This is a genomic window from Pseudomonas sp. SCT (assembly GCF_003864275.1).
Lineage (GTDB): Bacteria > Pseudomonadota > Gammaproteobacteria > Pseudomonadales > Pseudomonadaceae > Stutzerimonas > Stutzerimonas stutzeri_AE.
Genome location: NZ_BDJA01000003.1, coordinates 384,335 through 406,791 on the forward strand (window position 1 = coordinate 384,335; position 22,457 = coordinate 406,791).

Annotated in this window: 20 protein-coding genes; 16 read left to right on the forward strand and 4 right to left on the reverse strand. The window is 61.3% G+C overall.

The features are described from left to right. Window positions 1-28: 28 nt before the first annotated feature. Together tusA and rlmM are read right to left on the reverse strand one after the other, a co-directional pair. Window positions 29-280 carry a sulfurtransferase TusA gene (gene tusA / locus BHD08_RS10270; protein ID WP_015277300.1) on the reverse strand — a complete coding sequence of 84 codons (252 nt, stop codon included), beginning with the start codon at window positions 278-280 and terminating at the stop codon, window positions 29-31. Between the two features lie 63 nt (window positions 281-343). Then, window positions 344-1,393: a 23S rRNA (cytidine(2498)-2'-O)-methyltransferase RlmM gene (rlmM, locus tag BHD08_RS10275; RefSeq protein WP_125022008.1), complete on the reverse strand. Its 1,050-nt coding sequence runs from the start codon at window positions 1,391-1,393 to the stop codon at window positions 344-346. A gap of 239 nt (window positions 1,394-1,632) precedes the next feature. Here rlmM and acnA point away from each other — a divergent pair, with 239 nt between their 5' ends. Continuing rightward, window positions 1,633-4,308, forward strand: a complete 2,676-nt coding sequence (acnA, locus tag BHD08_RS10280) for an aconitate hydratase AcnA (protein ID WP_125022010.1) — start codon at window positions 1,633-1,635, stop codon at window positions 4,306-4,308. Between the two features lie 379 nt (window positions 4,309-4,687). Continuing rightward, window positions 4,688-6,256, forward strand: coding sequence for a PAS domain-containing methyl-accepting chemotaxis protein (locus tag BHD08_RS10285; protein ID WP_125022012.1), 1,569 nt, complete (start codon window positions 4,688-4,690; stop codon window positions 6,254-6,256). A 48-nt stretch (window positions 6,257-6,304) separates the two neighbouring features. Here the strand turns inward: BHD08_RS10285 and BHD08_RS10290 are convergent, their stop codons facing one another. Beyond that, entirely contained in the window at window positions 6,305-6,997 is a 693-nt protein-coding gene (locus tag BHD08_RS10290) for an alpha/beta family hydrolase (protein WP_125022014.1), read from the reverse strand. A 63-nt stretch (window positions 6,998-7,060) separates the two neighbouring features. Here BHD08_RS10290 and ccoN (BHD08_RS10295) point away from each other — a divergent pair, with 63 nt between their 5' ends. From ccoN (BHD08_RS10295) to BHD08_RS10350, 12 genes are all read left to right on the forward strand, one after another. Beyond that, entirely contained in the window at window positions 7,061-8,485 is a 1,425-nt protein-coding gene (gene ccoN / locus BHD08_RS10295; RefSeq protein WP_015277305.1) for a cytochrome-c oxidase, cbb3-type subunit I, read from the forward strand. A gap of 13 nt (window positions 8,486-8,498) precedes the next feature. Beyond that, complete coding sequence (gene ccoO / locus BHD08_RS10300) at window positions 8,499-9,110, forward strand: cytochrome-c oxidase, cbb3-type subunit II (RefSeq protein WP_003301811.1); 612 nt, start codon at window positions 8,499-8,501, stop codon at window positions 9,108-9,110. 92 nt (window positions 9,111-9,202) lie between these two features. Beyond that, window positions 9,203-10,138 (forward strand): cytochrome-c oxidase, cbb3-type subunit III, encoded by a 936-nt coding sequence (gene ccoP, locus BHD08_RS10305; RefSeq protein ID WP_125022016.1) that lies wholly within the window; start codon window positions 9,203-9,205, stop codon window positions 10,136-10,138. Between the two features lie 351 nt (window positions 10,139-10,489). Next, complete coding sequence (gene ccoN / locus BHD08_RS10310) at window positions 10,490-11,917, forward strand: cytochrome-c oxidase, cbb3-type subunit I (RefSeq protein ID WP_015277307.1); 1,428 nt, start codon at window positions 10,490-10,492, stop codon at window positions 11,915-11,917. 12 nt (window positions 11,918-11,929) lie between these two features. Continuing rightward, window positions 11,930-12,541 carry a cytochrome-c oxidase, cbb3-type subunit II gene (ccoO, locus tag BHD08_RS10315; RefSeq protein ID WP_015277308.1) on the forward strand — a complete coding sequence of 204 codons (612 nt, stop codon included), beginning with the start codon at window positions 11,930-11,932 and terminating at the stop codon, window positions 12,539-12,541. 6 nt (window positions 12,542-12,547) lie between these two features. Continuing rightward, the gene (locus BHD08_RS10320; protein ID WP_003294837.1) at window positions 12,548-12,733 is read left to right on the forward strand and encodes a CcoQ/FixQ family Cbb3-type cytochrome c oxidase assembly chaperone; all 186 of its coding nucleotides are present in this window, start codon (window positions 12,548-12,550) and stop codon (window positions 12,731-12,733) included. Continuing rightward, window positions 12,734-13,651, forward strand: a complete 918-nt coding sequence (ccoP, locus tag BHD08_RS10325) for a cytochrome-c oxidase, cbb3-type subunit III (RefSeq protein WP_015277309.1) — start codon at window positions 12,734-12,736, stop codon at window positions 13,649-13,651. It begins immediately after the preceding gene. A 137-nt stretch (window positions 13,652-13,788) separates the two neighbouring features. Then, window positions 13,789-15,201, forward strand: a complete 1,413-nt coding sequence (gene ccoG, locus BHD08_RS10330) for a cytochrome c oxidase accessory protein CcoG (protein ID WP_015277310.1) — start codon at window positions 13,789-13,791, stop codon at window positions 15,199-15,201. A 12-nt stretch (window positions 15,202-15,213) separates the two neighbouring features. Then, window positions 15,214-15,714, forward strand: a complete 501-nt coding sequence (locus BHD08_RS10335) for a FixH family protein (RefSeq protein ID WP_015277311.1) — start codon at window positions 15,214-15,216, stop codon at window positions 15,712-15,714. Window positions 15,715-15,721: 7 nt separating this feature from the next. Beyond that, window positions 15,722-18,136, forward strand: coding sequence for a heavy metal translocating P-type ATPase (locus tag BHD08_RS10340; protein ID WP_015277312.1), 2,415 nt, complete (start codon window positions 15,722-15,724; stop codon window positions 18,134-18,136). A 104-nt stretch (window positions 18,137-18,240) separates the two neighbouring features. Continuing rightward, window positions 18,241-18,453, forward strand: a complete 213-nt coding sequence (ccoS, locus tag BHD08_RS10345; RefSeq protein ID WP_125022018.1) for a cbb3-type cytochrome oxidase assembly protein CcoS — start codon at window positions 18,241-18,243, stop codon at window positions 18,451-18,453. Then, the gene (locus BHD08_RS10350; RefSeq protein ID WP_015277314.1) at window positions 18,446-19,162 is read left to right on the forward strand and encodes a sulfite exporter TauE/SafE family protein; all 717 of its coding nucleotides are present in this window, start codon (window positions 18,446-18,448) and stop codon (window positions 19,160-19,162) included. The genes ccoS and BHD08_RS10350 overlap by 8 nt, the downstream gene beginning before the upstream one ends. A 19-nt stretch (window positions 19,163-19,181) precedes the next feature. On the opposite strand, the gene nadE is transcribed toward BHD08_RS10350, so the two are convergent. Beyond that, entirely contained in the window at window positions 19,182-20,009 is an 828-nt protein-coding gene (gene nadE / locus BHD08_RS10355; protein ID WP_125022020.1) for an ammonia-dependent NAD(+) synthetase, read from the reverse strand. Between the two features lie 205 nt (window positions 20,010-20,214). Between nadE and hemN the strand changes: the two genes are divergently transcribed. Together hemN and fnr are read left to right on the forward strand one after the other, a co-directional pair. Next, window positions 20,215-21,597 carry an oxygen-independent coproporphyrinogen III oxidase gene (hemN, locus tag BHD08_RS10360; protein ID WP_125022022.1) on the forward strand — a complete coding sequence of 461 codons (1,383 nt, stop codon included), beginning with the start codon at window positions 20,215-20,217 and terminating at the stop codon, window positions 21,595-21,597. Between the two features lie 106 nt (window positions 21,598-21,703). Beyond that, complete coding sequence (gene fnr / locus BHD08_RS10365) at window positions 21,704-22,438, forward strand: fumarate/nitrate reduction transcriptional regulator Fnr (protein WP_015277317.1); 735 nt, start codon at window positions 21,704-21,706, stop codon at window positions 22,436-22,438. Window positions 22,439-22,457: the final 19 nt, after the last annotated feature.

The following is a 22,457-nucleotide window of genomic DNA, read 5'->3' on the forward strand; positions in this document are numbered from 1 at the left end:
GGCGCGAACGAATCGGCAGCCACATCGCTCACTCGCTCTTCTTGCGAATCCAGTAGAGGTAGGTGCCCGCTGCCTCCTGCTGCTCGACCAGATCATGCCCAAGGAAAATGCAGAACTTTGGAATGTCGCGCTGGGTCGAGGGGTCGGTGGCAATTACCTTGAGCAAGGCACCACCGGCCAGATCGCGCACCTTGTTGTGCAGCATCATCACCGGCTCGGGGCAGTTCAGGCCGCTGGCATCGAGCACGGCGTCGGCGGTCATTTCAGCTGATTGGTTCATCTTGGGCTCCGGGAAACAGGTCGGCATTGTCGCGCAAGCGGGCGAACAGGTCATCCGCGTGCATCAAAGGCGACGCAGATGACAGGTCACTTCCTCTCGATCGTGATAGAGCTGCTTGCAACCGATATTGGCCTTGACGCCGCGCGCGGCCAAGCCATCGGCGATACGTTCGAGCAGGCGCTTGACCTCGGCATAGCGCTGCTTCATCGGCAGCTTGAGGTTGACTACCGCCTCGCGGCACAGGCCCTCGCCGATCCAGGTTTCCAGCAGCGCGGCGTTACGTGCCGGCCTCTCGACGATATCGCAGACCATCCAGTCCACCGGCCTCTTCGGGCGGAAGGTGAAACCGTCAGCGCGAAAATGCTCGACCAGCCCGGAGTCCATCAAGTCAGCGTTCATCGGCCCGTTGTCCACGGCACTGACCTTGATGTGCCGATTGACCAGCTGCCAAGTCCAGCCTCCCGGTGCCGCACCGAGATCGACGCCGGTCATGCCTGCTGCCAGGCGAGCGTCCCACTGATCGCGCGGGATAAAGTGGTGCCAGGCCTCCTCCAGCTTTAGCGTGGACCGGCTTGGCGCCTGGCGTGGAAACTTCAGTCGCGGGATGCCCATCGGCCACAGCGCACTGTTGTCCGCCTCGGCGATTCCGGCAAACACCTCACGGCCGCTCTTGAAGGTCAGCAGCAGCCTGGGCCCGCTACCCTGTTCATCGAGCCGCCCGGCCTTGATTAGCGCCTTGCGCAGTGGCGCCTCGAACTTGCGACAGAAGTTGGAAAGCTCCTTGCCGTCGTTGGTATCCAGCACTTCCAGCCACAGGCTGCTGCACACCGGATAGTTCGCCAGATGAGTCAGCAGCACGCTGATGCGATCCGTTTCGGGAAGTTGCAGGTATTCACCGCGCGCCCACTGCCGCGGAAAGATCAGCTCGGCAAAACGCAGTTTTCGCATCAGCCGCTCGCTGCCCCTGCTTTCGCTACAGACGAACTCGGCACAGGCGCTGTCTGGCCGTGCCTTGGCGTAGCCAGCAACTTCGAGCATGGCGGCGTGTTCGCTGATCTCCGAGCAGACTTCACCCTCGAAACCGGGCCGGCAATGCAGCAGCAAAGTGTTCATGTTCGAGTCCTGTCAGCGGTCGGGCCTGCGCCAAAGCCGCGCATCATAGCCGACCATGGGAACCCTCGCCCGCATGGCCCGGTCCAGTGCAGTAGCGAAACCCCTGCCCTGGTGGCCTGTGTGGTGAGTTGGCTCGGAGATGTTTTGAGCGAAACCGAACCCACCAACCCGGCCACTTAAGCTAGTTTCAAAGCTCATTCATCAGCCAGCCCTACCGTGTGGGCACAAGGAGATGAGGAATGCCTTCCCTGGATAGCCTGAAATGCCGTCGCAGTCTCGAAGTCGCCGGCAAGACCTACCACTATTACAGCCTGCCCGATGCAGCTGCCCAGCTCGGCGACATCAGCCGGCTGCCCACGTCACTAAAAGTACTGCTGGAAAACCTGCTGCGCTGGGAGGACAACCAGACGGTGCGCGCCGACGACCTGAAATCCCTGGTGAGCTGGCTGGACACCCGCAGCTCCACCATGGAGATCCAGTATCGCCCTGCCCGCGTGCTGATGCAGGACTTCACCGGCGTGCCGGCAGTCGTCGATCTGGCTGCCATGCGCGACGCCGTGGCCAAGGCCGGCGGTGACCCACAGAAGATCAATCCACTGTCGCCGGTGGATCTGGTGATCGACCACTCGGTGATGGTCGACCGCTTCGGCAGTGACCAGGCATTCGAACAGAATGTCGAGATCGAGATGCAGCGCAATGGTGAACGCTACGAGTTTCTGCGCTGGGGCCAGCAGGCCTTCGACAACTTCGCCGTAGTGCCGCCGGGCACCGGCATCTGTCACCAGGTGAATCTGGAATACCTCGGCCAAGTGGTCTGGACCCGCGAAGAGAACGGCGAAACCTTCGCCTATCCGGATACCCTGGTCGGCACCGACTCGCACACCACCATGATCAACGGCCTCGGCGTGCTCGGCTGGGGTGTTGGCGGGATCGAAGCCGAAGCGGCAATGCTCGGTCAGCCGGTGTCGATGCTGATCCCCGAAGTGATCGGCTTCCGCCTGACCGGCAAGCTCAACGAAGGCGTCACCGCCACCGACCTCGTGCTGACCGTGACGCAGATGCTGCGCAAGCACGGCGTAGTCGGCAAGTTCGTCGAATTCTATGGCCCCGGCCTAGATCACCTGCCGCTGGCCGACCGCGCCACCATCGGCAACATGGCCCCCGAATACGGCGCCACGTGCGGCTTCTTCCCGGTCGATCAGGTGACCATCGACTACCTGCGCCTGACCGGCCGTAACGAAGAGCGCATCGCACTGGTCGAGGCCTACAGCAAGGCACAAGGCATGTGGCGTGACAGCAACTCGCCCGACCCCGAGTTCACCGCTACCCTCGAGCTGGACCTGAGCCAGGTTCGACCGTCCGTGGCGGGTCCCAAGCGGCCACAGGATCGCGTGACCCTCGGCGATATCGGCGCCAACTTCGATCTGCTGCTGGATACCAGCGGGCGCCAGCAACAGGCCGATACCGAGTTTGCGGTCGCTGCTGAACAGTTCCAGCTCAAGCATGGCGCAGTAGTGATCGCTGCCATCACCTCCTGCACCAATACTTCGAACCCGAACGTGCTGATGGCCGCCGGCCTGGTCGCCAAGAAGGCCATCGAGCGCGGACTGCAACGCAAACCCTGGGTCAAGACATCTCTGGCGCCCGGTTCGAAAGTGGTGACCGACTACCTTGAGCGCGCCGGCCTGACCCGCTATCTCGACGAACTCGGCTTCAACCTGGTGGGTTATGGCTGCACCACCTGTATCGGCAACTCCGGCCCGCTGCCAGACGCCATCGGCCAGGCGATCACCGATAACGACCTGATCGTGTCATCCGTGCTGTCCGGCAATCGTAACTTCGAAGGCCGCGTACACCCGCTGGTCAAAGCCAACTGGCTGGCCTCACCGCCGCTGGTAGTCGCCTTTGCGCTGGCTGGCACCACACGTATCGACATGGACCGCGAACCGCTGGGGTACGACGCACAGAACCAGCCGGTCTACCTGAAGGACATCTGGCCGAGCAGCGCCGAGATCGCCGAAGCGGTGGCGCGCATCGACGGCGAGATGTTCCGCAGCCGTTACGCCGACGTGTTCAGCGGTGACGAGCACTGGCAGAAGATTCCGGTCAGTGCCGGGGATACCTACGCGTGGAATGCCAATTCCAGTTACGTGCAGAACCCGCCCTACTTCGAGGATATCGGCCAGCCACCGACCCCACCGGCAGATGTCGAGAATGCCCGGGTACTGGCCGTGTTCGGCGACTCGATCACCACCGACCACATCTCACCGGCCGGCAACATCAAGGCCAGCTCACCGGCGGGCCTGTACCTGCAGTCACTCGGTGTGGCACCCGAGGACTTCAACTCCTACGGCTCGCGCCGCGGTAACCACGAAGTGATGATGCGCGGCACCTTCGCCAATATCCGCATCCGCAACGAGATGCTCGGCGGTGAGGAAGGCGGCAACACGCTGTATCAGCCGAGTGGCGAGAAGCTTTCCATCTACGATGCCGCCATGCGCTACCAGGCCGAAGGCGTACCGCTGGTGGTGATCGCCGGCAAGGAATACGGCACCGGCTCAAGCCGCGACTGGGCCGCCAAGGGCACCAATCTGCTAGGCGTGAAGGCGGTGATCGCCGAAAGCTTCGAGCGTATTCACCGCTCCAACCTGATCGGCATGGGTGTACTGGCGTTGCAGTTCGTGAACGAGCAGACGCGCCAGTCGCTGGGTCTGAACGGGATGGAGAAGTTGTCGATCCGCGGGCTCGACGCCGACATCAAACCGCGCCAGATGCTGACCGTCGACGTAGAGCGCGCCGATGGCTCGCGTGATTCGTTCCAGGTGCTTAGCCGCATCGATACGCTCAATGAAGTGCAGTACTTCAAGGCGGGCGGCATTCTGCACTATGTGTTGCGCCAACTGATCGCCCACTGAGCATCACCATGCGGGGCGCCCTGCTCCCGCAGACAAAAAACGCCGGTGCGAATCCATTCGCACCGGCGTTTGCCGTTCCGTGGCGCCTGATCTCCAGCTGCCCTGACGTCCATGCCGCCGCCCGGATCCGTGACCGCCAAGTCATCGCTCCCGTCATAGAGCGTCCGGACATGGGCTTAACGTGCCGGAAAGAGATTGCAGATTGATTAAGCCGCACCAGATGCCAGTCGTCTTATTGCCGGATTGAAACAGCTCCGTCCGGCAGCATAGCGCTCAAGAACACAGTGCGGCTGCCGACCCCATAGGTCAGCCTGAGACTCAAAAAAACATAAAGGTCAGGCGCACCACCTTATGAATACCTTGCCAGGCGTGAAAGTCGATGCGTAACAACCAGCCCGTAACTCAACGTGAATATGCCTTTCCCGACCAGCAGCGATTAGTCTCGACTACCGACCTGAAAGGTCAGATCACCTATTGCAACAACATCTTCGTAGAGGTCAGCGGCTTCGATCGCGACGAGCTGATACGCGCACCGCACAATCTGGTACGCCATCCGGATGTGCCGCCGGCCGTGTTCGACCATATGTGGACCACGCTCAAGCAGGGCAAACCCTGGATGGGCATCGTCAAGAACCGGCGCAAGACCGGCGACCACTACTGGGTCAATGCCTACGTCACGCCAATTCTCGATCAGCAGCGGCAGGTGACAGGCTACGAATCGGTACGGACCAAACCAACCCGGGAACAGGTGCAGCGCGCTGAAGCACTGTATGAGCGGATCAACTCCGGCAAGAGCGGCGTGCCCCAGAGCGATCGCTGGCTCCCGGTGCTGAGCAAGTGGTTGCCCTTCCTGATCATCAGTCAGCTCGGATTTCTCGTCGGCGCAGGCTTCGACCATGCCCTGGGGTTCATCGCCGCAGCCACGCTTGCCGTTCCGCTCGGACTTGCCGGCTTGCAGTGGCAGCAACGCGGCCTGAAACGCCTGTTGCAGCTGGCGAGCCAGACCACCAGCGATCCGCTCATTGCACGCATGTATACCGACAGCCGGGGTGTAGAAGCCCAGCTCGAGATGGCGATGCTCAGTCAGCAGGCGCATCTGAAAACCTGCCTCACCCGCCTCCAAGACACCGCTGTACAACTGCAGGGCCAAGCCAAGCAGGCCGACTCGCTGGCACAGAGCTGCGCAAACGGCCTGGCGCAGCAGAACCAGGAAACCGAACAGGTAGCGACTGCCATCAACGAAATGGCTGCGACCACTCAGGAAGTAGCAAGCAACGTCGCCCTGGCGGCCGAAGCCACCCGCGAAGCGAGCCGTCTCACCATTCATGGTCGCGAGGTCACCGCGGAAACACGAAAGGCGATCCAGCAGCTGGCCGATTCGGTAGCCAGGACCGGCGAGGCGGTCAATCAGCTAGCCAACGACAGCGACGCAATCGGTGGCGTGGTCGATGTGATCAAGAGCATTGCCGATCAGACCAACCTTCTGGCCCTCAACGCTGCAATCGAAGCGGCACGGGCCGGCGACAGCGGACGCGGGTTTGCCGTGGTTGCAGATGAGGTACGGCAGCTGGCACAACGCACTGCCGAGGCCACTGGCGAGATTCACCAGCTGATCGAGAAGCTGCAACTGCAAGCTCGGCACGCCGTTCAGACCACCGAAGAAGGTCGTGTTCAGGCCACGCGCGGTGTCGACCAGGTCGCTCAGGCGGACCAGGCCCTGACCGGCATAAACGAGGCGATGGGCAACATCATCGACATGACCACGCAGATCGCCTCGGCAACCGAGGAGCAAAGCGCAGTGGCCGATGAGATCAGCAACAACGTCAGCACCATCGCCCGCCTGGCCGATCAGACCTCGGGAGACGCACGCAGCTCGGCGCTGCTTAGCGAAGACCTCGCCGCAACGGCCGAAGGTCAGTACGCGCTGGTGGAACGCTTCAACCGCTGAGTTCGCCCGGCAGCCGGTGTCGCTTGACCCGGCTGCCTCCTGCAGGAATCAAGGCCGAGCAAGCCCCCGCAGAAACACTGCGATCACGTCCGCGGCGCTGTCGAGATGCTCTGCGTGAGTCGATCCGGAACGTTTCAATGGCTTGAGGTCATGATCTGCCGTCGTGAGCCAGTGCAGCGCGATAGCCGGTGACAGCTCGTACTGCTCCACCGTTTCGCGGTCGCCGAGGGCGTCCCGCTCTCCCTGAACGATCAAGGTCGGCGTCTGCAGCGTGGCGAGGTGGGCCACCCGAGGTTTTTCCGGCTTGCCGGCGGCATAGAACGGATAGCCCAGGCACACCAGTGCATCGGCCTCCAGTTCATCGGCCAACAGGCTCGCCATGCGCCCGCCCATCGACTTGCCGCCGATGGCCAGCGGTCCTGTGGCCTGCTGTCGCACCAGTTCATGGATTTCCCGCCACTCCGCCAGTAACTGGGCCTGGGGACTGGGTGGGCGCTTTGCCGCACCCACCCGCCGCTGCGCCATGTAGGTGAACTCGAACCGACAGACCGCTATGCCACGCGCCGCAAGGCGTTCGGCCATTTCCTCCATGAACGGACTGTCCATCGGTGCGCCTGCACCGTGGGCGAGAATCAGGCTCGCGATCGCGTCGTCTGGCGCTCGGTTCCAGCGGACGGAATGCCCTTTGTCACTTTGTGTGTATTGATCCGGGTCAATACCGGCAGATTGCCCTTTCCCCATCCTTGCCTCGCTTTCTATTAGAAAGAAAAAAACTGCTCATTACCCGTGGATGGAAGCCCATACATGAACACAGCAACCAGTACCGCCTACAGTTACAAGGTGGTCCGCCAATTCGCCATCATGACGGTGGTGTGGGGAATCGTCGGGATGGGGCTCGGCGTTTTCATCGCAGCACAATTGGCCTGGCCATTTCTGAACCTTGACCTCCCGTGGACCAGTTTCGGTCGTCTACGTCCATTGCACACCAACGCGGTGATCTTCGCCTTCGGCGGCTGTGCTCTGTTCGCGACGTCCTACTACTCGGTCCAGCGCACCTGCCAGACCACCCTGTTCGCGCCGAAACTGGCCGCGTTCACCTTCTGGGGCTGGCAGCTGGTCATCCTGCTCGCCGCAATCTCCCTGCCGCTGGGCTTCACCAGCTCCAAGGAATACGCGGAACTGGAGTGGCCGATCGACATCCTGATCACCATCGTCTGGGTGGCTTATGCGATCGTCTTCTTCGGCACGCTGGCGACACGCAAGGTCAAGCACATCTATGTCGGTAACTGGTTCTTCGGCGCCTTCATCCTGACCGTAGCGATCCTGCACATCGTCAACAACCTGGAAATCCCGGTCACCGCGATGAAGTCCTACTCGGTTTACGCCGGTGCAACCGATGCGATGGTGCAGTGGTGGTACGGCCACAACGCCGTGGGCTTCTTCCTCACCGCAGGCTTCCTCGGGATCATGTACTACTTCGTGCCGAAGCAGGCCGAGCGTCCGGTGTATTCCTATCGCCTGTCGATCGTCCACTTCTGGGCACTGATCACCGTCTACATCTGGGCCGGTCCGCACCACCTGCACTACACCGCGCTGCCGGATTGGGCGCAGAGCCTGGGCATGGTGATGTCGCTGATTCTGCTGGCTCCGAGCTGGGGCGGCATGATCAACGGCATGATGACCCTCTCGGGCGCCTGGCACAAACTGCGTAGCGACCCGATCCTGCGCTTCCTGGTGGTATCGCTGGCGTTCTACGGCATGTCGACCTTCGAAGGTCCGATGATGGCCATCAAGACCGTCAACGCCCTCTCCCACTACACCGACTGGACCATCGGCCACGTACACGCCGGCGCCCTCGGCTGGGTTGCCATGGTGTCCATCGGCGCGCTGTATCACCTGATTCCGAAGGTCTTCGGCCGCGCCCAGATGCACAGCGTCGCGCTGATCAACACCCACTTCTGGCTGGCTACCATCGGCACCGTGCTCTACATCGCCTCGATGTGGGTCAACGGTATCGCCCAGGGCCTGATGTGGCGCGCGATCAATGACGACGGCACGCTGACCTACTCCTTCGTCGAAGCACTGGAAGCCAGCCACCCAGGTTTCGTGGTGCGCATGATCGGTGGTGCGATCTTCTTCGCCGGCATGCTGGTGATGGCCTACAACACCTGGCGCACCGTGCAGGCTGCCAAGCCCGCCGAGTACGACGCTGCCGCGCAGATCGCCTGAGGAGCCTAGGTAAATGAAATCGCACGAGAAACTAGAAAAGAACGTCGGGCTGTTGACCCTGTTCATGATCCTGGCGGTGAGCATCGGCGGTCTGACCCAGATCGTCCCGCTGTTCTTCCAGGATGCCGTCAACGAGCCGGTCGAAGGCATGAAGCCCTACACCGCGCTGCAACTGGAAGGCCGCGATCTGTACATCCGCGAAGGCTGCGTCGGCTGCCACTCGCAGATGATCCGTCCGTTCCGTGCTGAAACCGAGCGCTACGGCCACTATTCCGTTGCCGGCGAAAGCGTCTATGACCATCCGTTCCTGTGGGGCTCCAAGCGTACCGGCCCGGACCTGGCCCGTGTCGGTGGCCGCTACTCCGATGACTGGCACCGTGCGCACCTGTACAACCCGCGCAACGTAGTGCCCGAGTCGAAGATGCCGTCCTACCCGTGGCTGGTCGAGAACACCCTCGACGGCAAGGACACCGCCAAGAAGATGTCGGCACTGCGCACCCTCGGCGTGCCGTACACCGAAGAAGACATCGCCGGCGCTCGTGACTCCGTCAAGGGCAAGACTGAGATGGACGCAATGGTGGCCTATCTGCAGGTGCTCGGCACGGCTCTGACCAACAAGCGCTAATCGCAGCCAAGAAAAATGACGGCTGCCAAGCCAGCCGTCAGGGACTTCAATCGCGGACAGCCAGAGTTGCTCGGGCTGTCCAGGAGTAGCACATGAGCACTTTCTGGAGTGGATACATCGCCCTGCTGACGCTGGGCACCATCGTCGCTCTGTTCTGGCTGATCTTCGCCACCCGCAAGGGCGAGTCGGCCGGCACCACGGATCAAACGATGGGTCATGCCTTCGACGGCATTGAGGAATACGACAACCCGCTGCCGCGCTGGTGGTTCCTGCTGTTCATCGGCACGCTGGTATTCGGCATCCTTTACCTCGTGCTCTATCCGGGCCTGGGTAACTGGAAAGGCGTCCTGCCCGGCTACGAAGGTGGCTGGACCCAGGAGAAGCAGTGGGAGCGCGAGGTCGCCCAGGCCGATGAGAAGTACGGCCCGATCTTCGCCAAGTACGCAGCCATGTCGGTGGAAGAAGCCGCTCAGGACCCGCAAGCCGTGAAAATGGGTGCGCGCCTGTTCGCCAACTACTGCGCGATCTGCCACGGGTCTGACGCCAAGGGTTCTCTCGGCTTCCCGAACCTGGCCGACAGCGATTGGCGCTGGGGTGGTGACGCGGCCTCGATCAAGACCACCATCCTGAACGGCCGTATCGCGGCAATGCCGGCTTGGGGCCAAGCCATCGGCGAAGAAGGCGTAAAGAACGTTGCAGCCTTCGTCCGCAAGGAACTCGCTGGTCTGCCGCTGCCTGAGGGCACTGACGCCGATCTGGGCAAAGGCAAAGAGGTCTATGCACAGACTTGCTCCGTTTGCCACGGCCAGGGTGGTGAAGGTATGGCTGCATTGGGTGCGCCGAATCTTCAGCATGCCTCCGGCTGGATCTACGGCTCGAGCCTCAGCCAGCTGCAGCAGACCATCCGCCACGGTCGCAATGGTCAGATGCCTGCTCAGCAGCAGTATCTGGGTGACGACAAGGTTCACCTGCTAGCCGCCTACGTTTACAGCTTGTCGCAGAAACCGGAACAACTCGCCAAGCAGTAAGTCGTAAAAGGGCGGTACACTCGTACCGCCCTTCCCGCCTTGTCCCCAGGCAATTTCGTCGCGCTGCGACCATCTGTCGCATCACCAGCCGACCGAAGACCTTCCCCGCCCGCTTACGCACTTCTAAGCTTTGCTTCCGACTCGCCGCGCCACCTAGAACCATAAGGCGAACTCGGTATTTCTGGCGCACCGGCCTGGTGCGAAACATCCCTGCGCAGCGCATGGAAAACGCTTTAAATCAGGGTTTTGGCTAGCAAAGAGAGCCCGGGCGTGGTTTGCATTGCCCCCCTGCTTTCTCCATACTTGCCGCCGTTTTTGCCTTCGAAAATGCCATTAGCGTGGAAGCCTTGCATGAGCACAGCAATAAGTGAGACTGCTTATAACTATAAGGTGGTTCGCCAATTCGCCATCATGACGGTGGTATGGGGAATCATCGGGATGGGCCTGGGTGTCTTGATCGCCGCGCAGTTGGTGTGGCCCTCGCTCAACTTCGACCTGCCGTGGACGAGCTTCGGCCGTCTGCGACCATTGCACACCAACGCGGTGATCTTCGCCTTCGGTGGTTGCGCACTGTTTGCCACGTCCTATTACGTGGTTCAGCGCACCTGTCAGGCGCGGCTGTTCTCCGACGGACTTGCAGCCTTCACCTTCTGGGGTTGGCAGGCTGTGATCGTGCTTGCGGTCATCACTCTTCCGCAGGGCTTTACCAGCTCCAAGGAGTACGCGGAACTGGAGTGGCCGATCGACATCCTGATCACTCTGGTGTGGGTGTCGTACATCGGCGTGTTCTTCGGCACCATCATGAAGCGCAAGGCCAAGCACATCTATGTAGGCAACTGGTTCTTCGGCGCCTTCATCCTGGTTACGGCGATGCTGCACATCGTCAATAACCTGGAAATTCCGGTTTCCTGGTTCAAGTCCTACTCGATCTACTCGGGCGCGACCGATGCGATGGTGCAATGGTGGTACGGCCACAATGCCGTAGGTTTCTTCCTGACCACCGGCTTCCTGGGCATGATGTATTACTTCGTGCCGAAGCAGGCCGAGCGCCCGGTGTACTCCTATCGCCTGTCGATCGTCCACTTCTGGGCGCTGATCACCCTCTACATCTGGGCCGGCCCACACCACCTGCACTACACCGCGCTGCCGGACTGGGCGCAGAGCCTGGGCATGGTGATGTCGATCATCCTGCTGGCTCCGAGCTGGGGCGGCATGATCAACGGCATGATGACCCTCTCGGGCGCCTGGCATAAGCTGCGCACCGACCCGATCCTGCGCTTCCTGGTGGTATCGCTGGCGTTCTACGGCATGTCGACCTTCGAAGGTCCGATGATGGCGATCAAGACCGTCAACGCACTATCCCACTACACCGACTGGACCATCGGCCACGTACACGCCGGCGCCCTCGGCTGGGTCGCGATGATCACCATCGGTTCGATGTACCACCTGATCCCGAAAGTGTTTGGTCGCGAGCAGATGCACAGCATCGGCCTGATCAACGCGCACTTCTGGCTGGCCACCATCGGCACCGTGCTCTACATCGCCTCGATGTGGGTCAACGGCATCACCCAGGGCCTGATGTGGCGCGCGATCAACGAAGACGGCACGCTGACCTATTCCTTCGTGGAAGCACTGGAAGCCAGCCACCCAGGCTTCATCGTCCGCGCACTCGGCGGCGCCTTCTTCCTCGCCGGCATGCTGCTGATGGCCTACAACACCTGGCGCACCGTGCGTGTCGCCAAAGCAGCCCAGTACGACGCTGCCGCGCAGATCGCTTGAGGAAACGGATAGATGAAGAACCACGAAATACTTGAAAAGAACATCGGTCTGCTGACCCTGTTCATGATCCTGGCGGTGAGCATCGGCGGTCTGACCCAGATCGTCCCGCTGTTCTTCCAGGACGCCGTCAACGAGCCGGTCGAAGGCATGAAGCCCTACACCGCGCTGCAACTGGAAGGCCGCGATCTGTACATCCGCGAAGGCTGCGTCGGCTGCCATTCGCAGATGGTGCGTCCGTTCCGTGCGGAGACCGAGCGCTACGGCCACTACTCCGTTGCCGGCGAAAGCGTCTATGACCATCCGTTCCTGTGGGGCTCCAAGCGTACCGGTCCGGACCTCGCCCGTGTCGGCGGCCGCTACTCCGATGACTGGCACCGTGCGCACCTGTACAACCCGCGCAACGTAGTGCCCGAGTCGAAGATGCCGTCCTACCCGTGGCTGGTCGAGAACACCCTCGACGGCAAGGACACCGCCAAGAAGATGTCGGCGCTGCGCACCCTCGGCGTGCCCTATACCGAAGAAGACATCGCTGGTGCCCGGGATGCCGTTCGCGGCAAGACCGAGATGGACGCCATGGTGGCTTACCTGCAAGTACTCGGCACTGCACTCACCAACAAACGGTAACGCATGATGGAAATCGGGACTCTTCGCGGCCTGGGCACAATTCTGGTATTCGTCGCCTTCATCGGCGTGGTGCTCTGGGCCTACAGCAGCAAACGCAAGCAAAGCTTCGACGAAGCAGCCAACCTGCCCTTCGCAGACGACGAGACCGACGCCAAGAAGCGTGATGAAGAAGCTTCCAGGAGTAAGAAATAAATGACCTCGTTTTGGAGTTGGTACGTCACCCTGCTGAGCCTCGGCACCATTGCCGCGCTGGTGTGGCTGCTACTGGCAACTCGCAAGGGCCAACGCCCTGACAGCACAGAAGAAACTGTCGGCCATTCCTATGACGGCATCGAGGAATACGACAACCCGCTGCCACGCTGGTGGTTCATGCTGTTCGTCGGCACCGTGATCTTTGCCCTCGGCTACCTGGTGCTGTATCCGGGACTGGGCAACTGGAAAGGCATCCTGCCCGGCTATGAAGATGGCTGGACCCAGGTAAAGGAATGGCAGCGCGAGATGGACAAGGCCGATGAGCAGTACGGCCCGCTGTATGCCAAGTACGCTGCCATGCCGGTCGAAGAAGTTGCCAAGGATCCGCAAGCCTTGAAGATGGGTGGCCGCCTGTTCGCCTCCAACTGCTCGGTCTGTCACGGCTCCGACGCCAAGGGCGCCTACGGCTTCCCGAACCTGACCGACGACGATTGGCTGTGGGGCGGTGAGCCTGAGACGATCAAGACCACCATCCTGCATGGCCGTCAGGCTGCAATGCCGGCCTGGAAGGACGTGTTCGGTGAAGAAGGCATCCGTAACGTGGCTGGCTACGTTCGCAGCCTCTCTGGCCGTGATACCCCAGAGGGTATCAGCGTCGACATTGAGCAGGGTCAAAAAATCTTCGCCGCCAACTGTGTAGTCTGCCATGGACCGGAAGCCAAGGGCGTTGCAGCCATGGGCGCGCCGAACCTGACCGACAATGTATGGCTCTATGGTTCGAGCTTCGCTCAGATCCAGCAGACCCTGCGCTACGGTCGCAACGGCCGCATGCCGGCCCAGGAAGCAATCCTTGGCAATGACAAGGTGCACTTGCTGGCAGCCTACGTCTACAGCCTGTCGCAGCAACCGGAGCAGTGAAAGATCGAGGTCGGGAGTGACGTCCTGTCACACCCGACCTCAAAGCTCCGGGCGTACCATTCGCAGCTGGACAGAAAAATGATCCTGGTTGGCACGTATCGACCAGGACACCCACCTTCCGCCGTGGTACGCACTCGATGACTGAGCAGATCCCCGTTCGTGATGTAACCCCCCCGTCCAAGGCCGGAGCGTCAGCTGACCTTTACGCCGCGCGCGAAAAGATCTACACCCGGGCCTTCAGCGGCTTGTTCCGCAACCTGCGACGCGTTGGCGGCGCAGTTCTGTTTATCCTGTTCTTCGGAACCGTCTGGCTAAACTGGAACGGCCGTCAAGCCGTCTGGTGGGACCTGCCAGAGCGCAAATTCCATATCTTCGGGGCTACGTTCTGGCCTCAGGATTTCATGCTGTTGTCGTGGCTGCTGATCATCTGCGCCTTCGGCCTGTTCTTCATCACGGTCTTTGCCGGCCGTGTCTGGTGCGGCTACACCTGCCCGCAGAGTGTCTTCACCTGGGTATTCATGTGGGCCGAAAAGATCACCGAAGGTGATCGCAACCAACGCATGAAACTCGACAAGGCGCCAATGAGCGCCAACAAGTTCGCTCGCAAACTCGCCAAGCACGCGATCTGGCTGGCCGTCGGCATTCTGGTGGCCATCACCTTCGTCGGCTATTTCACGCCGATCCGCGAGCTGGTGCCCGATCTGCTCACCTTGAACGTCAACGGCTGGGCTGCGTTCTGGATCGGCTTCTTCACCCTTGCCACCTACGGCAGCGCCGGCTTCTTGCGCGAGCAGGTGTGCATCTATATGTGTCCGTATGCGCGCTTCCAGAGCGTGATGTTCGACAAGGACACCCTGATCGTCTCCTACGACCCGCGTCGCGGCGAAAAACGTGGTCCACGCAAAAAAGACGCGGACTACAAAGCCATGGGTCTTGGCGATTGCATCGACTGCACGATGTGCGTGCAGGTCTGCCCCACCGGTATCGATATCCGTGACGGACTGCAGATCGAATGCATCGGCTGTGCTGCATGCATCGACGCCTGCGACGCCATCATGGACAAGATGAACTACCCGCGCGGTTTGATCAGTTACACCACTGAGCACAACCTGTCGGGCCAGAAGACTCACCTGCTGCGTCCGCGCCTGATCGGCTATGCGGTTGCGCTGCTGGCCATGATGAGTCTGTTCTCCTACGCCGTGTATGATCGCCCGCTGGTCAAGCTGGACGTGCTCAAGGATCGTGTGCTCTACCGCGAGAACGAGTTGGGCAACATCGAAAACGTCTACACCCTGAAAATCATGAACAAGGCTCAACGCGAGCAGACCTTCGTGATTGAGGCATCCGGCCTGGACGGCCTGGTCTATGAAGGTCGCAGTGAGGTACGCGCCGAAGCAGGCGAACTGGTCACCATTCCGGTTGAACTGTCCATCGCGCCTGAGAAGCTACCTTCGAGCACCAATGAGATCGTCTTCAGCATCCGCTCGATAGACGATGCATCGATAAACGATGATGCCGACAGCCGTTTCATCGGCCCGAGCATCCGCTAAGCAAGGTAATACATGCGCTCTGAAAACGAACAAACGCGTTGGTACACCCAGTTCTGGGCTTGGTTTGTCATCGCAATATTGGTCTTCGCGGTTGTATTGGGGCTGTCACTGCTGACCATCGCGATTCGCAATGCCGACACGCTCGTCGCGGACAATTACTACGACGCCGGAAAAGGCATCAATCAGTCGCTGGAGCGCGAGAAGCTGGCGGAGCGTCTGCAAATGCAGGCGAGCATTTCACTCAATGACGAGCGGGGTCTTGCCGAGGTGCAGCTGAGCGGCGCAAGCCGCCCGCAACAGCTTGTGCTGAATTTGCTCTCTCCGACCCAACCCGAGCGTGATCGTCGCGTCATCCTGCAGCCTCAGGGAGATGGTCTCTATCAAGGACAGATGCAGGAGCCGATCAGCGGCCGCCGCTTCATCGAACTGCTCGGCCGGGAAGGCGAGCAGGACTGGCGCCTGTACGGGGAAAAGACCATCGAGACTGGCCGCGCCGTCGAACTGAAGCCCTGATCAGCTGATGGCAAAACCCCTTCCCTGTTACCACTGCGGCCTGCCAGTTCCGACTGGCAGCCCGTACCAGGCCCGCGTGCTGGGAGAGATGCGGGCCTTGTGCTGCCCAGGCTGTCAGGCAGTTGCCGAAGCTATCGTCAAAGGTGGACTGGAAAGCTACTACCAGCACCGAAGCGACACCGCCATCAATCCGCAGTCGCTCCCACAGGAGCTTAATGAGGAGATGGCCCTGTACGATCGCAAGGATGTACAGCAGCCCTTCGTTCAGCACCAGGGCGAGTTGGCCAGTACATCGTTGATGATCGAAGGCATCAGCTGCGCCGCCTGCGGCTGGCTGATCGAGCGCCACCTGCGCAACCTGAACGGCGTGGCCGAGGCCAGTCTCAATCTGTCCAACCACCGATTGAGCGTACGCTGGAGCGATGCCCAGCTTCCGCTCAGCGAGCTGCTAGGCGAGCTGCGTCGAATCGGTTATGCGGCCCACCCCTATCAGGCCGATCAGGCCGCCGAGCGTCTGGCCAGCGAGAACCGCCGATCCTTACGGCAACTGGGCGTCGCCGGCCTGCTCTGGATGCAGGTGATGATGGCCACCATGGCCACCTGGCCGGAGTTCAACCTCGACCTCTCGGAAAGCTTCTTTGTCACGCTGCGCTGGACGGCTCTGCTGCTGACCACGCCGATCGTGTTCTATTGCTGCACAGATTTTTTCAAGGGAGCCCTGAGAGATCTGCGCACCCGCCACCTGACCATGGACGTGTCGGTCTCGCTGGCCATCGGCGGCGCCTACGTTGCCGGTATCTGGTCGACGATTACCGGCCAGGGCGAACTCTACTTCGATGCCGTGGGCATGTTTGCCCTGTTTCTGCTGGCCGGACGTTACCTGGAGCGACGCGCGCGCGAGCGCACCGCAGACGCTACGGCACAGCTGGTCAATCTGCTGCCGGCGTCGTGCCTGAAGCTCGATGCCGACGGGCACAGCAATCGCATCCTGCTCAGCGAACTGCAACTGGGTGACCGTGTGCTGGTGCAACCTGGCGCATTGATTCCTGCAGACGGGACCATCATCAGTGGCCAATCGAGCGTCGACGAGTCGGTTCTCACCGGCGAATACCTCCCCCTCCCGCGCGGTTGCGGCGATGCAGTGACCGCCGGCACGCTGAATGTCGAAGGCCCGCTGACCGTCGAAGTGCAGGCCTTGGGCGATGATACCCGCCTGTCCGCTATCGTCCGCCTGCTGGAACGCGCCCAGGCGGACAAACCCAAGCTTGCCGAATTGGCCGACAAGGTCGCGCAATGGTTCCTGCTGGTGGTGTTGGTGGTTGCAACCGTCGTAGGGCTGGTGTGGTGGCAAATCGACCCTCAGCGCGCGTTCTGGATCGTGCTGGCGCTATTGGTTGCCACTTGCCCTTGCGCGCTCTCGCTGGCAACTCCAACGGCACTCACGACAGCAACCGGCACGCTGCACAAACTCGGCCTGTTGCTGACCCGCGGGCACGTGCTCGAGGGTCTCAATCAGATCGATACCGTGGTATTCGACAAGACCGGCACCCTCACCGAGGGGCGCCTGACGCTTACCGCCGTACACCCACTCGGCGCCCTCGACGCCGATGCTTGCCTGGCGCTGGCCGCAGCTCTCGAGAACCGCTCCGAACATCCGATTGCGCGTGCCTTCGGCCGAGCACCTCTGGCCGCCGAATCGGTCGAGACGGTGCCGGGGCTCGGCTTGCTGGGCTGCGTCGAGGGACGCAACCTGCGCATAGGCCAACCCAATTTCGTCGCCGAAGGCTTTTCCCAGCCGGCGCCCGTCATTCCCGGTGAACAGGGCCAATGGCTGCTGCTTGGCGATGAACGGGGTCCGCTGGCTTGGTTGGTGCTCGACGACCGTCTTCGTGACGATGCGCCTGCTTTGCTGGCTGCTTGCCGTCGTCGCGGCTGGCAGACATTGCTGCTCTCCGGCGACAGCTCGCCTATGGTCGGCCAGATTGCTAAAGAACTCGGCATCGACCAGGCCGAAGGCGGCATGACTCCTGCTGCGAAGCTCACGCGACTGCAGGCACTGCAAGCTCAGGGGCATCGGGTGCTGATGCTCGGCGATGGGGTCAATGACGTCCCGGTGCTCGCGGCAGCGGACATCAGCGTTGCCATGGGGTCGGCCACCGACCTGGCAAAAACCAGCGCCGATGCAGTGCTGCTATCCAACCGCCTCACCAGCCTGGCCCAGGCGTTCGACGTTGCGCGGCGTAGCCGCCGCATCATCATCGAAAACCTCACCTGGGCAAGCCTGTACAATGGCCTGATTCTGCCCTTTGCCGCCATCGGCTGGGTGACTCCGCTCTGGGCAGCGCTGGGTATGTCGATCAGCTCGCTGCTGGTGGTTTTGAATGCCCTGCGGCTGACACGTCAGCCTGCGAATAACGGCTGACTCCAGTCGAGATGTGCTGTGGCGCGGCAGTGGCGTACTTAGTTGACGCCACTGCCGCACAGTAATCGCAGCTGAAGACTTCGCTTCGGATCCTGGAGGTCCTGATGGCCGCTTTGTATATCCTCATCCCTGTTGCGGTGGTCCTGGTGGCCGTTGCGATCTGGGTATTCTTTTGGGCCGTGAACAGCGGGCAATTCGACGATCTCGACGGGCCCGCCCATAGCATCCTGTTCGATGATGAGGAGCCGCAGAAGCCTACCGGCTCCGAACTACAGAAAAACCCGGAAACCGAGCAAGGGAAACGCAACGGTGAGTGAGCTGGCGCCGCTGCTACTGTCCGCATTCGTGCTGGGCCTGCTCGGGGGCGGTCATTGCCTGGGCATGTGCGGCGGCCTGATGGGTGCGCTGACCATGGCCATTCCGGCTGATCAGCGCGCCAAGCGCCTTCGCCTGTTGATCGCCTACAACCTGGGTCGCGTATCGAGCTATGCCCTTGCCGGCTTCCTCATTGGCCTGGCGGGCTGGGCGGTTGCCAACAGTCCCGCAGCGATGGCGCTGCGCGTCGTTGCCGCGCTATTGCTGATTACCATGGGCTTGTATCTGGCGGGCTGGTGGAGCGGGCTGACGCGCATCGAGGCCTTAGGTCGAGGCCTTTGGCGGCATATCCAGCCCGTCGCCAGCCGCTTCATGCCTGTCACCAGCGTGCCGCGCGCCCTGCTATTGGGTGCGCTGTGGGGCTGGCTGCCCTGCGGCCTGGTCTATAGCACGCTGTTGTGGTCGGCCAGCCAGGGCGATGCGCTGGATAGCGCAATGCTGATGCTGGCCTTTGGCGTCGGCACGTGGCCGGTACTGCTTGCCACAGGCCTGGCTGCCGAGCGGCTTACCGCCTTGTTACGCAAGCGTGGCGTACGGGTCATCGGCGGCGTGATGGTGATTCTTTTCGGCCTGTGGACGCTGCCCGGCCCGCACCAGCAGTGGCTGATGGGGCATGGCGCGGTGGCTTCACACGGGCAGCACGCGCACTAGGGTAGCGCTGGCGAGGGCCTCAGGGCTCCTTGGGCAACTGCCGCTTGTGCGCCGTTTTGTCGTAGGTTTCGACAATGATTCGGGCGGCCTCGTCCGGTACTGGCTTGCCCTGTAGAAAATCATCGATGTTGCTATAGCTGACGCCATGGGCGGCCTCGTCGGGCTTGCCTGGCGAGAGCTCCTCGAGGTCGGCGGTGGGCACCTTGTGCACCAGTTGATCCGGAGCACCCAGTGCTGCCGCAATCTGCCGAACCTGATCCTTGACCAAGCCGGCAAGCGGGGTCAGGTCACACGCACCATCACCAAATTTGGTGAAGAAACCCATCACCGCCTCGGCCGCATGGTCGGTTCCGATAACCAGTCCCTGTCGAGCATTGGCGATGGTGTACTGAGCAACCATGCGCATCCGTGCCTTGGTGTTCCCCAGTACGAAATCACGCTGCGCAGGGCTCAGCGGGTCGAGCGCCTGCGTGGCTGCCGCCAGGCCCAGCACGGCAGTGCCGATATTCACGGTATGGCACTCGTCGGGCTTGATGGTATCCACCGCCATCTGCGCTTCATGCTCGTCGTGCTGCACCTGATAAGGCAGGCGCACGGCAATGAAACGATAGTCGTCTCCCTCTCCCGCTTCGCGCATAGCAGCGACTGCCCGTTGCGCCAGCAGGCCCGCAGTGGTTGAGTCGACCCCGCCACTGATCCCCAACACCAGGGTTTTCAGCCCCGACTCGCGCAAGCACGACTGGATGAAGCTCACTCGGCGATCAATTTCAGCCTGTACCGACTCCGGCCCGCTAAATGGCGCGCAGACTTTGAGCGCGGTTGCGATTTCCTGCTGGCGGCTGTGCATGAAACTCTCCTCTGTTGATATGAAGGCTCTGCAGAAACAACAAGACACTGCATGATCATCTGACCACGAATCAGCGAGATCCCTCCGGCTGTCGGCACCGATCTGGCCCAGCGCGCTAGCGTCGGATCAAGTTTGATACAGGTCAAGTCTGCCGCAGGGCCCTGCCCCTAAAATCCAGCGACCGCCGTCATGACCGGGAACGCACATGCTCGACTCCATTCGCTGGGATTCCGACCTGATCCGTCGTTACGATCAGGCTGGCCCGCGCTATACGTCGTACCCGACCGCGGCCCAGTTCAATGACAAGATTGGCTCGTTCGACCTGCTGCATGCTCTGCGCAGCAGCCGTCAGGCGTCACGCCCGTTGTCCCTTTACGTCCATCTGCCGTTCTGCGCCAACGTTTGCTATTACTGCGCATGCAACAAGGTCGTCACCAAGGATCGGGGCCGCGCACTGCCCTATCTGGAGCGCCTCGAAAAAGAAATCGAGCTGGTCGCCTGCCACCTGAGCAAGGATCAGGTGGTGGAGCAGCTACACCTCGGTGGCGGCACGCCTACGTTCCTCAGTCATGACGAACTGCGCCGGCTGATGGGCCATCTGCGTCAGCATTTTCACCTCCAGGATGACGACCACGGCGATTTCGGCGTCGAAGTCGATCCGCGTGAGGCCGACTGGCCTACCATCGGCCTGCTGCGCGAGCTCGGTTTCAACCGCATCAGCATTGGCGTTCAGGATCTCAACCCGGACGTACAACGCGCTATCAACCGCATGCAGACGCTCGAGCAGACGCGCACCATCATCGAAGCGGCCCGCACGCTGCAGTACCGCTCGCTGAACGTGGACCTGATCTATGGTCTGCCGCTACAGACCCCGGCAGGTTTCGGCAAAACGGTCGAGGCGATCATTGATCTGCAGCCCGATCGGCTGTCGCTATTCAACTATGCCCACCTACCCGAACGCTTTGCGCCACAGCGGCGCATAAATGCCGCGGACCTACCCGCGCCGAGCGAGAAGCTACGCATGCTCGAGCAGAGCATCATGCTGCTTGCCGATGCCGGATATCGCTACATCGGCATGGACCACTTCGCCCTGCCAGATGATGAACTGGCGATGGCGCAGGAAGACGGTAGCCTGCACCGAAATTTCCAGGGTTACACCACCCACGGCCATTGCGATTTGGTGGGCCTGGGGGTTTCAGCGATCAGCCAGGTCGGCGATCTCTATTGTCAGAACGCCTCGGACATAGCGGCCTACCAGCAACGTCTGGACCAGAACCAGCTGGCCACCGCAAGGGGGTTGCGCTGCAATCAGGATGATCGCATCCGCCGCGCGGTCATTCAGTCGCTCATCTGCGACTTCGCCCTCGGCTTCGAGCAGCTCCAGCGCGATTACGCGGTCGATTTCCGCCAGTATTTCGCCGACGCATGGCCAATGCTGGAGCAAATGTCGGCGGACGGCCTGATCGAACTGAGTGATTCCCACCTGCTGATCCAGCCAGCCGGGCGTCTTTTGGTCAGATCAATTTGCATGCTTTTTGATCACTATCTACCTGAGCATACCAATCACGGTTTTTCGCGCGTGATCTAGGGAACTTTTTCTGCTCTGCCAGTCCTGCGACGCTCTAGCCGATTGGCCATCGCAGACGTCCTGAGTTAACCTTGCGCGCTATAACCAGGTTTCCAGGAAGCCATCTATGTCCGAATCGATCAAGGTCCGTGCGCAGCGGCAAGCCCATTGCAAGGATTGCAGCCTTTCCGGCCTCTGCCTGCCCCTGTCACTGAACATGCACGACATGGACGCTTTGGACGACATCGTCAAGCGTGGCCGTCCGCTGAAAAAAGGTGAAACCCTGTTCCGTCAGGGTGACGTTTTCAGCTCTGTGTTCGCGGTACGCTCCGGTGCGCTGCGTACCTTTAGCGTGACCGATGGCGGCGAGGAGCAAATCACCGGCTTCCATCTGCCTAGTGAGCTGGTGGGGTTGTCCGGCATGGATACCGAAAGCTATCCGGTCACGGCCCAGGCACTGGAAACCACCTCAGTCTGCGAGATTCCCTTCGAGCGTCTCGACGAGCTGAGCGTGCTGCTGCCGCAGTTGCGTCGTCAGCTCATGCGCATCATGAGCCGGGAAATCCGCGACGATCAGCAAATGATGCTACTGCTGTCGAAAAAAACCGCCGATGAGCGCATTGCGACCTTCCTGATCAACCTCTCTGCGCGCTTCAGTGCAAGGGGTTTCTCGGCGAACCAGTTCCGCCTGCCCATGTCACGCAACGAGATTGGCAATTACCTGGGTCTGGCAGTCGAAACCGTCTCGCGCGTGTTCACCCGGTTTCAGCAGAACGGCTTGCTCGAGGCCGAAGGCAAGGAGGTACGCATCCTTGATTCCATCGGTCTGTGCGCCCTTGCCGGCGGCGCCATGGACGTCTGAGTTCACCGCGTTTGGAGCA

What these genes read in the sequence shown, in the direction of transcription:
- ccoS (WP_125022018.1), top strand. Translation starts at nt 18,241, where the DNA reads ATGGCCGCTTTGTATATCCTCATCCCTGTTGCGGTGGTCCTGGTGGCC.
- ccoO (WP_015277308.1), top strand. Translation starts at nt 11,930, where the DNA reads ATGAAGAACCACGAAATACTTGAAAAGAACATCGGTCTGCTGACCCTG.
- BHD08_RS10290 (WP_125022014.1), bottom strand. Translation starts at nt 6,997, where the DNA reads ATGGGGAAAGGGCAATCTGCCGGTATTGACCCGGATCAATACACACAA.
- tusA (WP_015277300.1), bottom strand. Translation starts at nt 280, where the DNA reads ATGAACCAATCAGCTGAAATGACCGCCGACGCCGTGCTCGATGCCAGC.
- fnr (WP_015277317.1), top strand. Translation starts at nt 21,704, where the DNA reads ATGTCCGAATCGATCAAGGTCCGTGCGCAGCGGCAAGCCCATTGCAAG.
- BHD08_RS10340 (WP_015277312.1), top strand. Translation starts at nt 15,722, where the DNA reads ATGGCAAAACCCCTTCCCTGTTACCACTGCGGCCTGCCAGTTCCGACT.
- BHD08_RS10285 (WP_125022012.1), top strand. Translation starts at nt 4,688, where the DNA reads ATGCGTAACAACCAGCCCGTAACTCAACGTGAATATGCCTTTCCCGAC.
- ccoG (WP_015277310.1), top strand. Translation starts at nt 13,789, where the DNA reads ATGACTGAGCAGATCCCCGTTCGTGATGTAACCCCCCCGTCCAAGGCC.
- ccoN (WP_015277307.1), top strand. Translation starts at nt 10,490, where the DNA reads ATGAGCACAGCAATAAGTGAGACTGCTTATAACTATAAGGTGGTTCGC.
- nadE (WP_125022020.1), bottom strand. Translation starts at nt 20,009, where the DNA reads ATGCACAGCCGCCAGCAGGAAATCGCAACCGCGCTCAAAGTCTGCGCG.
- ccoP (WP_125022016.1), top strand. Translation starts at nt 9,203, where the DNA reads ATGAGCACTTTCTGGAGTGGATACATCGCCCTGCTGACGCTGGGCACC.
- rlmM (WP_125022008.1), bottom strand. Translation starts at nt 1,393, where the DNA reads ATGAACACTTTGCTGCTGCATTGCCGGCCCGGTTTCGAGGGTGAAGTC.
- ccoN (WP_015277305.1), top strand. Translation starts at nt 7,061, where the DNA reads ATGAACACAGCAACCAGTACCGCCTACAGTTACAAGGTGGTCCGCCAA.
- ccoO (WP_003301811.1), top strand. Translation starts at nt 8,499, where the DNA reads ATGAAATCGCACGAGAAACTAGAAAAGAACGTCGGGCTGTTGACCCTG.
- acnA (WP_125022010.1), top strand. Translation starts at nt 1,633, where the DNA reads ATGCCTTCCCTGGATAGCCTGAAATGCCGTCGCAGTCTCGAAGTCGCC.
- ccoP (WP_015277309.1), top strand. Translation starts at nt 12,734, where the DNA reads ATGACCTCGTTTTGGAGTTGGTACGTCACCCTGCTGAGCCTCGGCACC.
- hemN (WP_125022022.1), top strand. Translation starts at nt 20,215, where the DNA reads ATGCTCGACTCCATTCGCTGGGATTCCGACCTGATCCGTCGTTACGAT.
- BHD08_RS10335 (WP_015277311.1), top strand. Translation starts at nt 15,214, where the DNA reads ATGCGCTCTGAAAACGAACAAACGCGTTGGTACACCCAGTTCTGGGCT.
- BHD08_RS10320 (WP_003294837.1), top strand. Translation starts at nt 12,548, where the DNA reads ATGGAAATCGGGACTCTTCGCGGCCTGGGCACAATTCTGGTATTCGTC.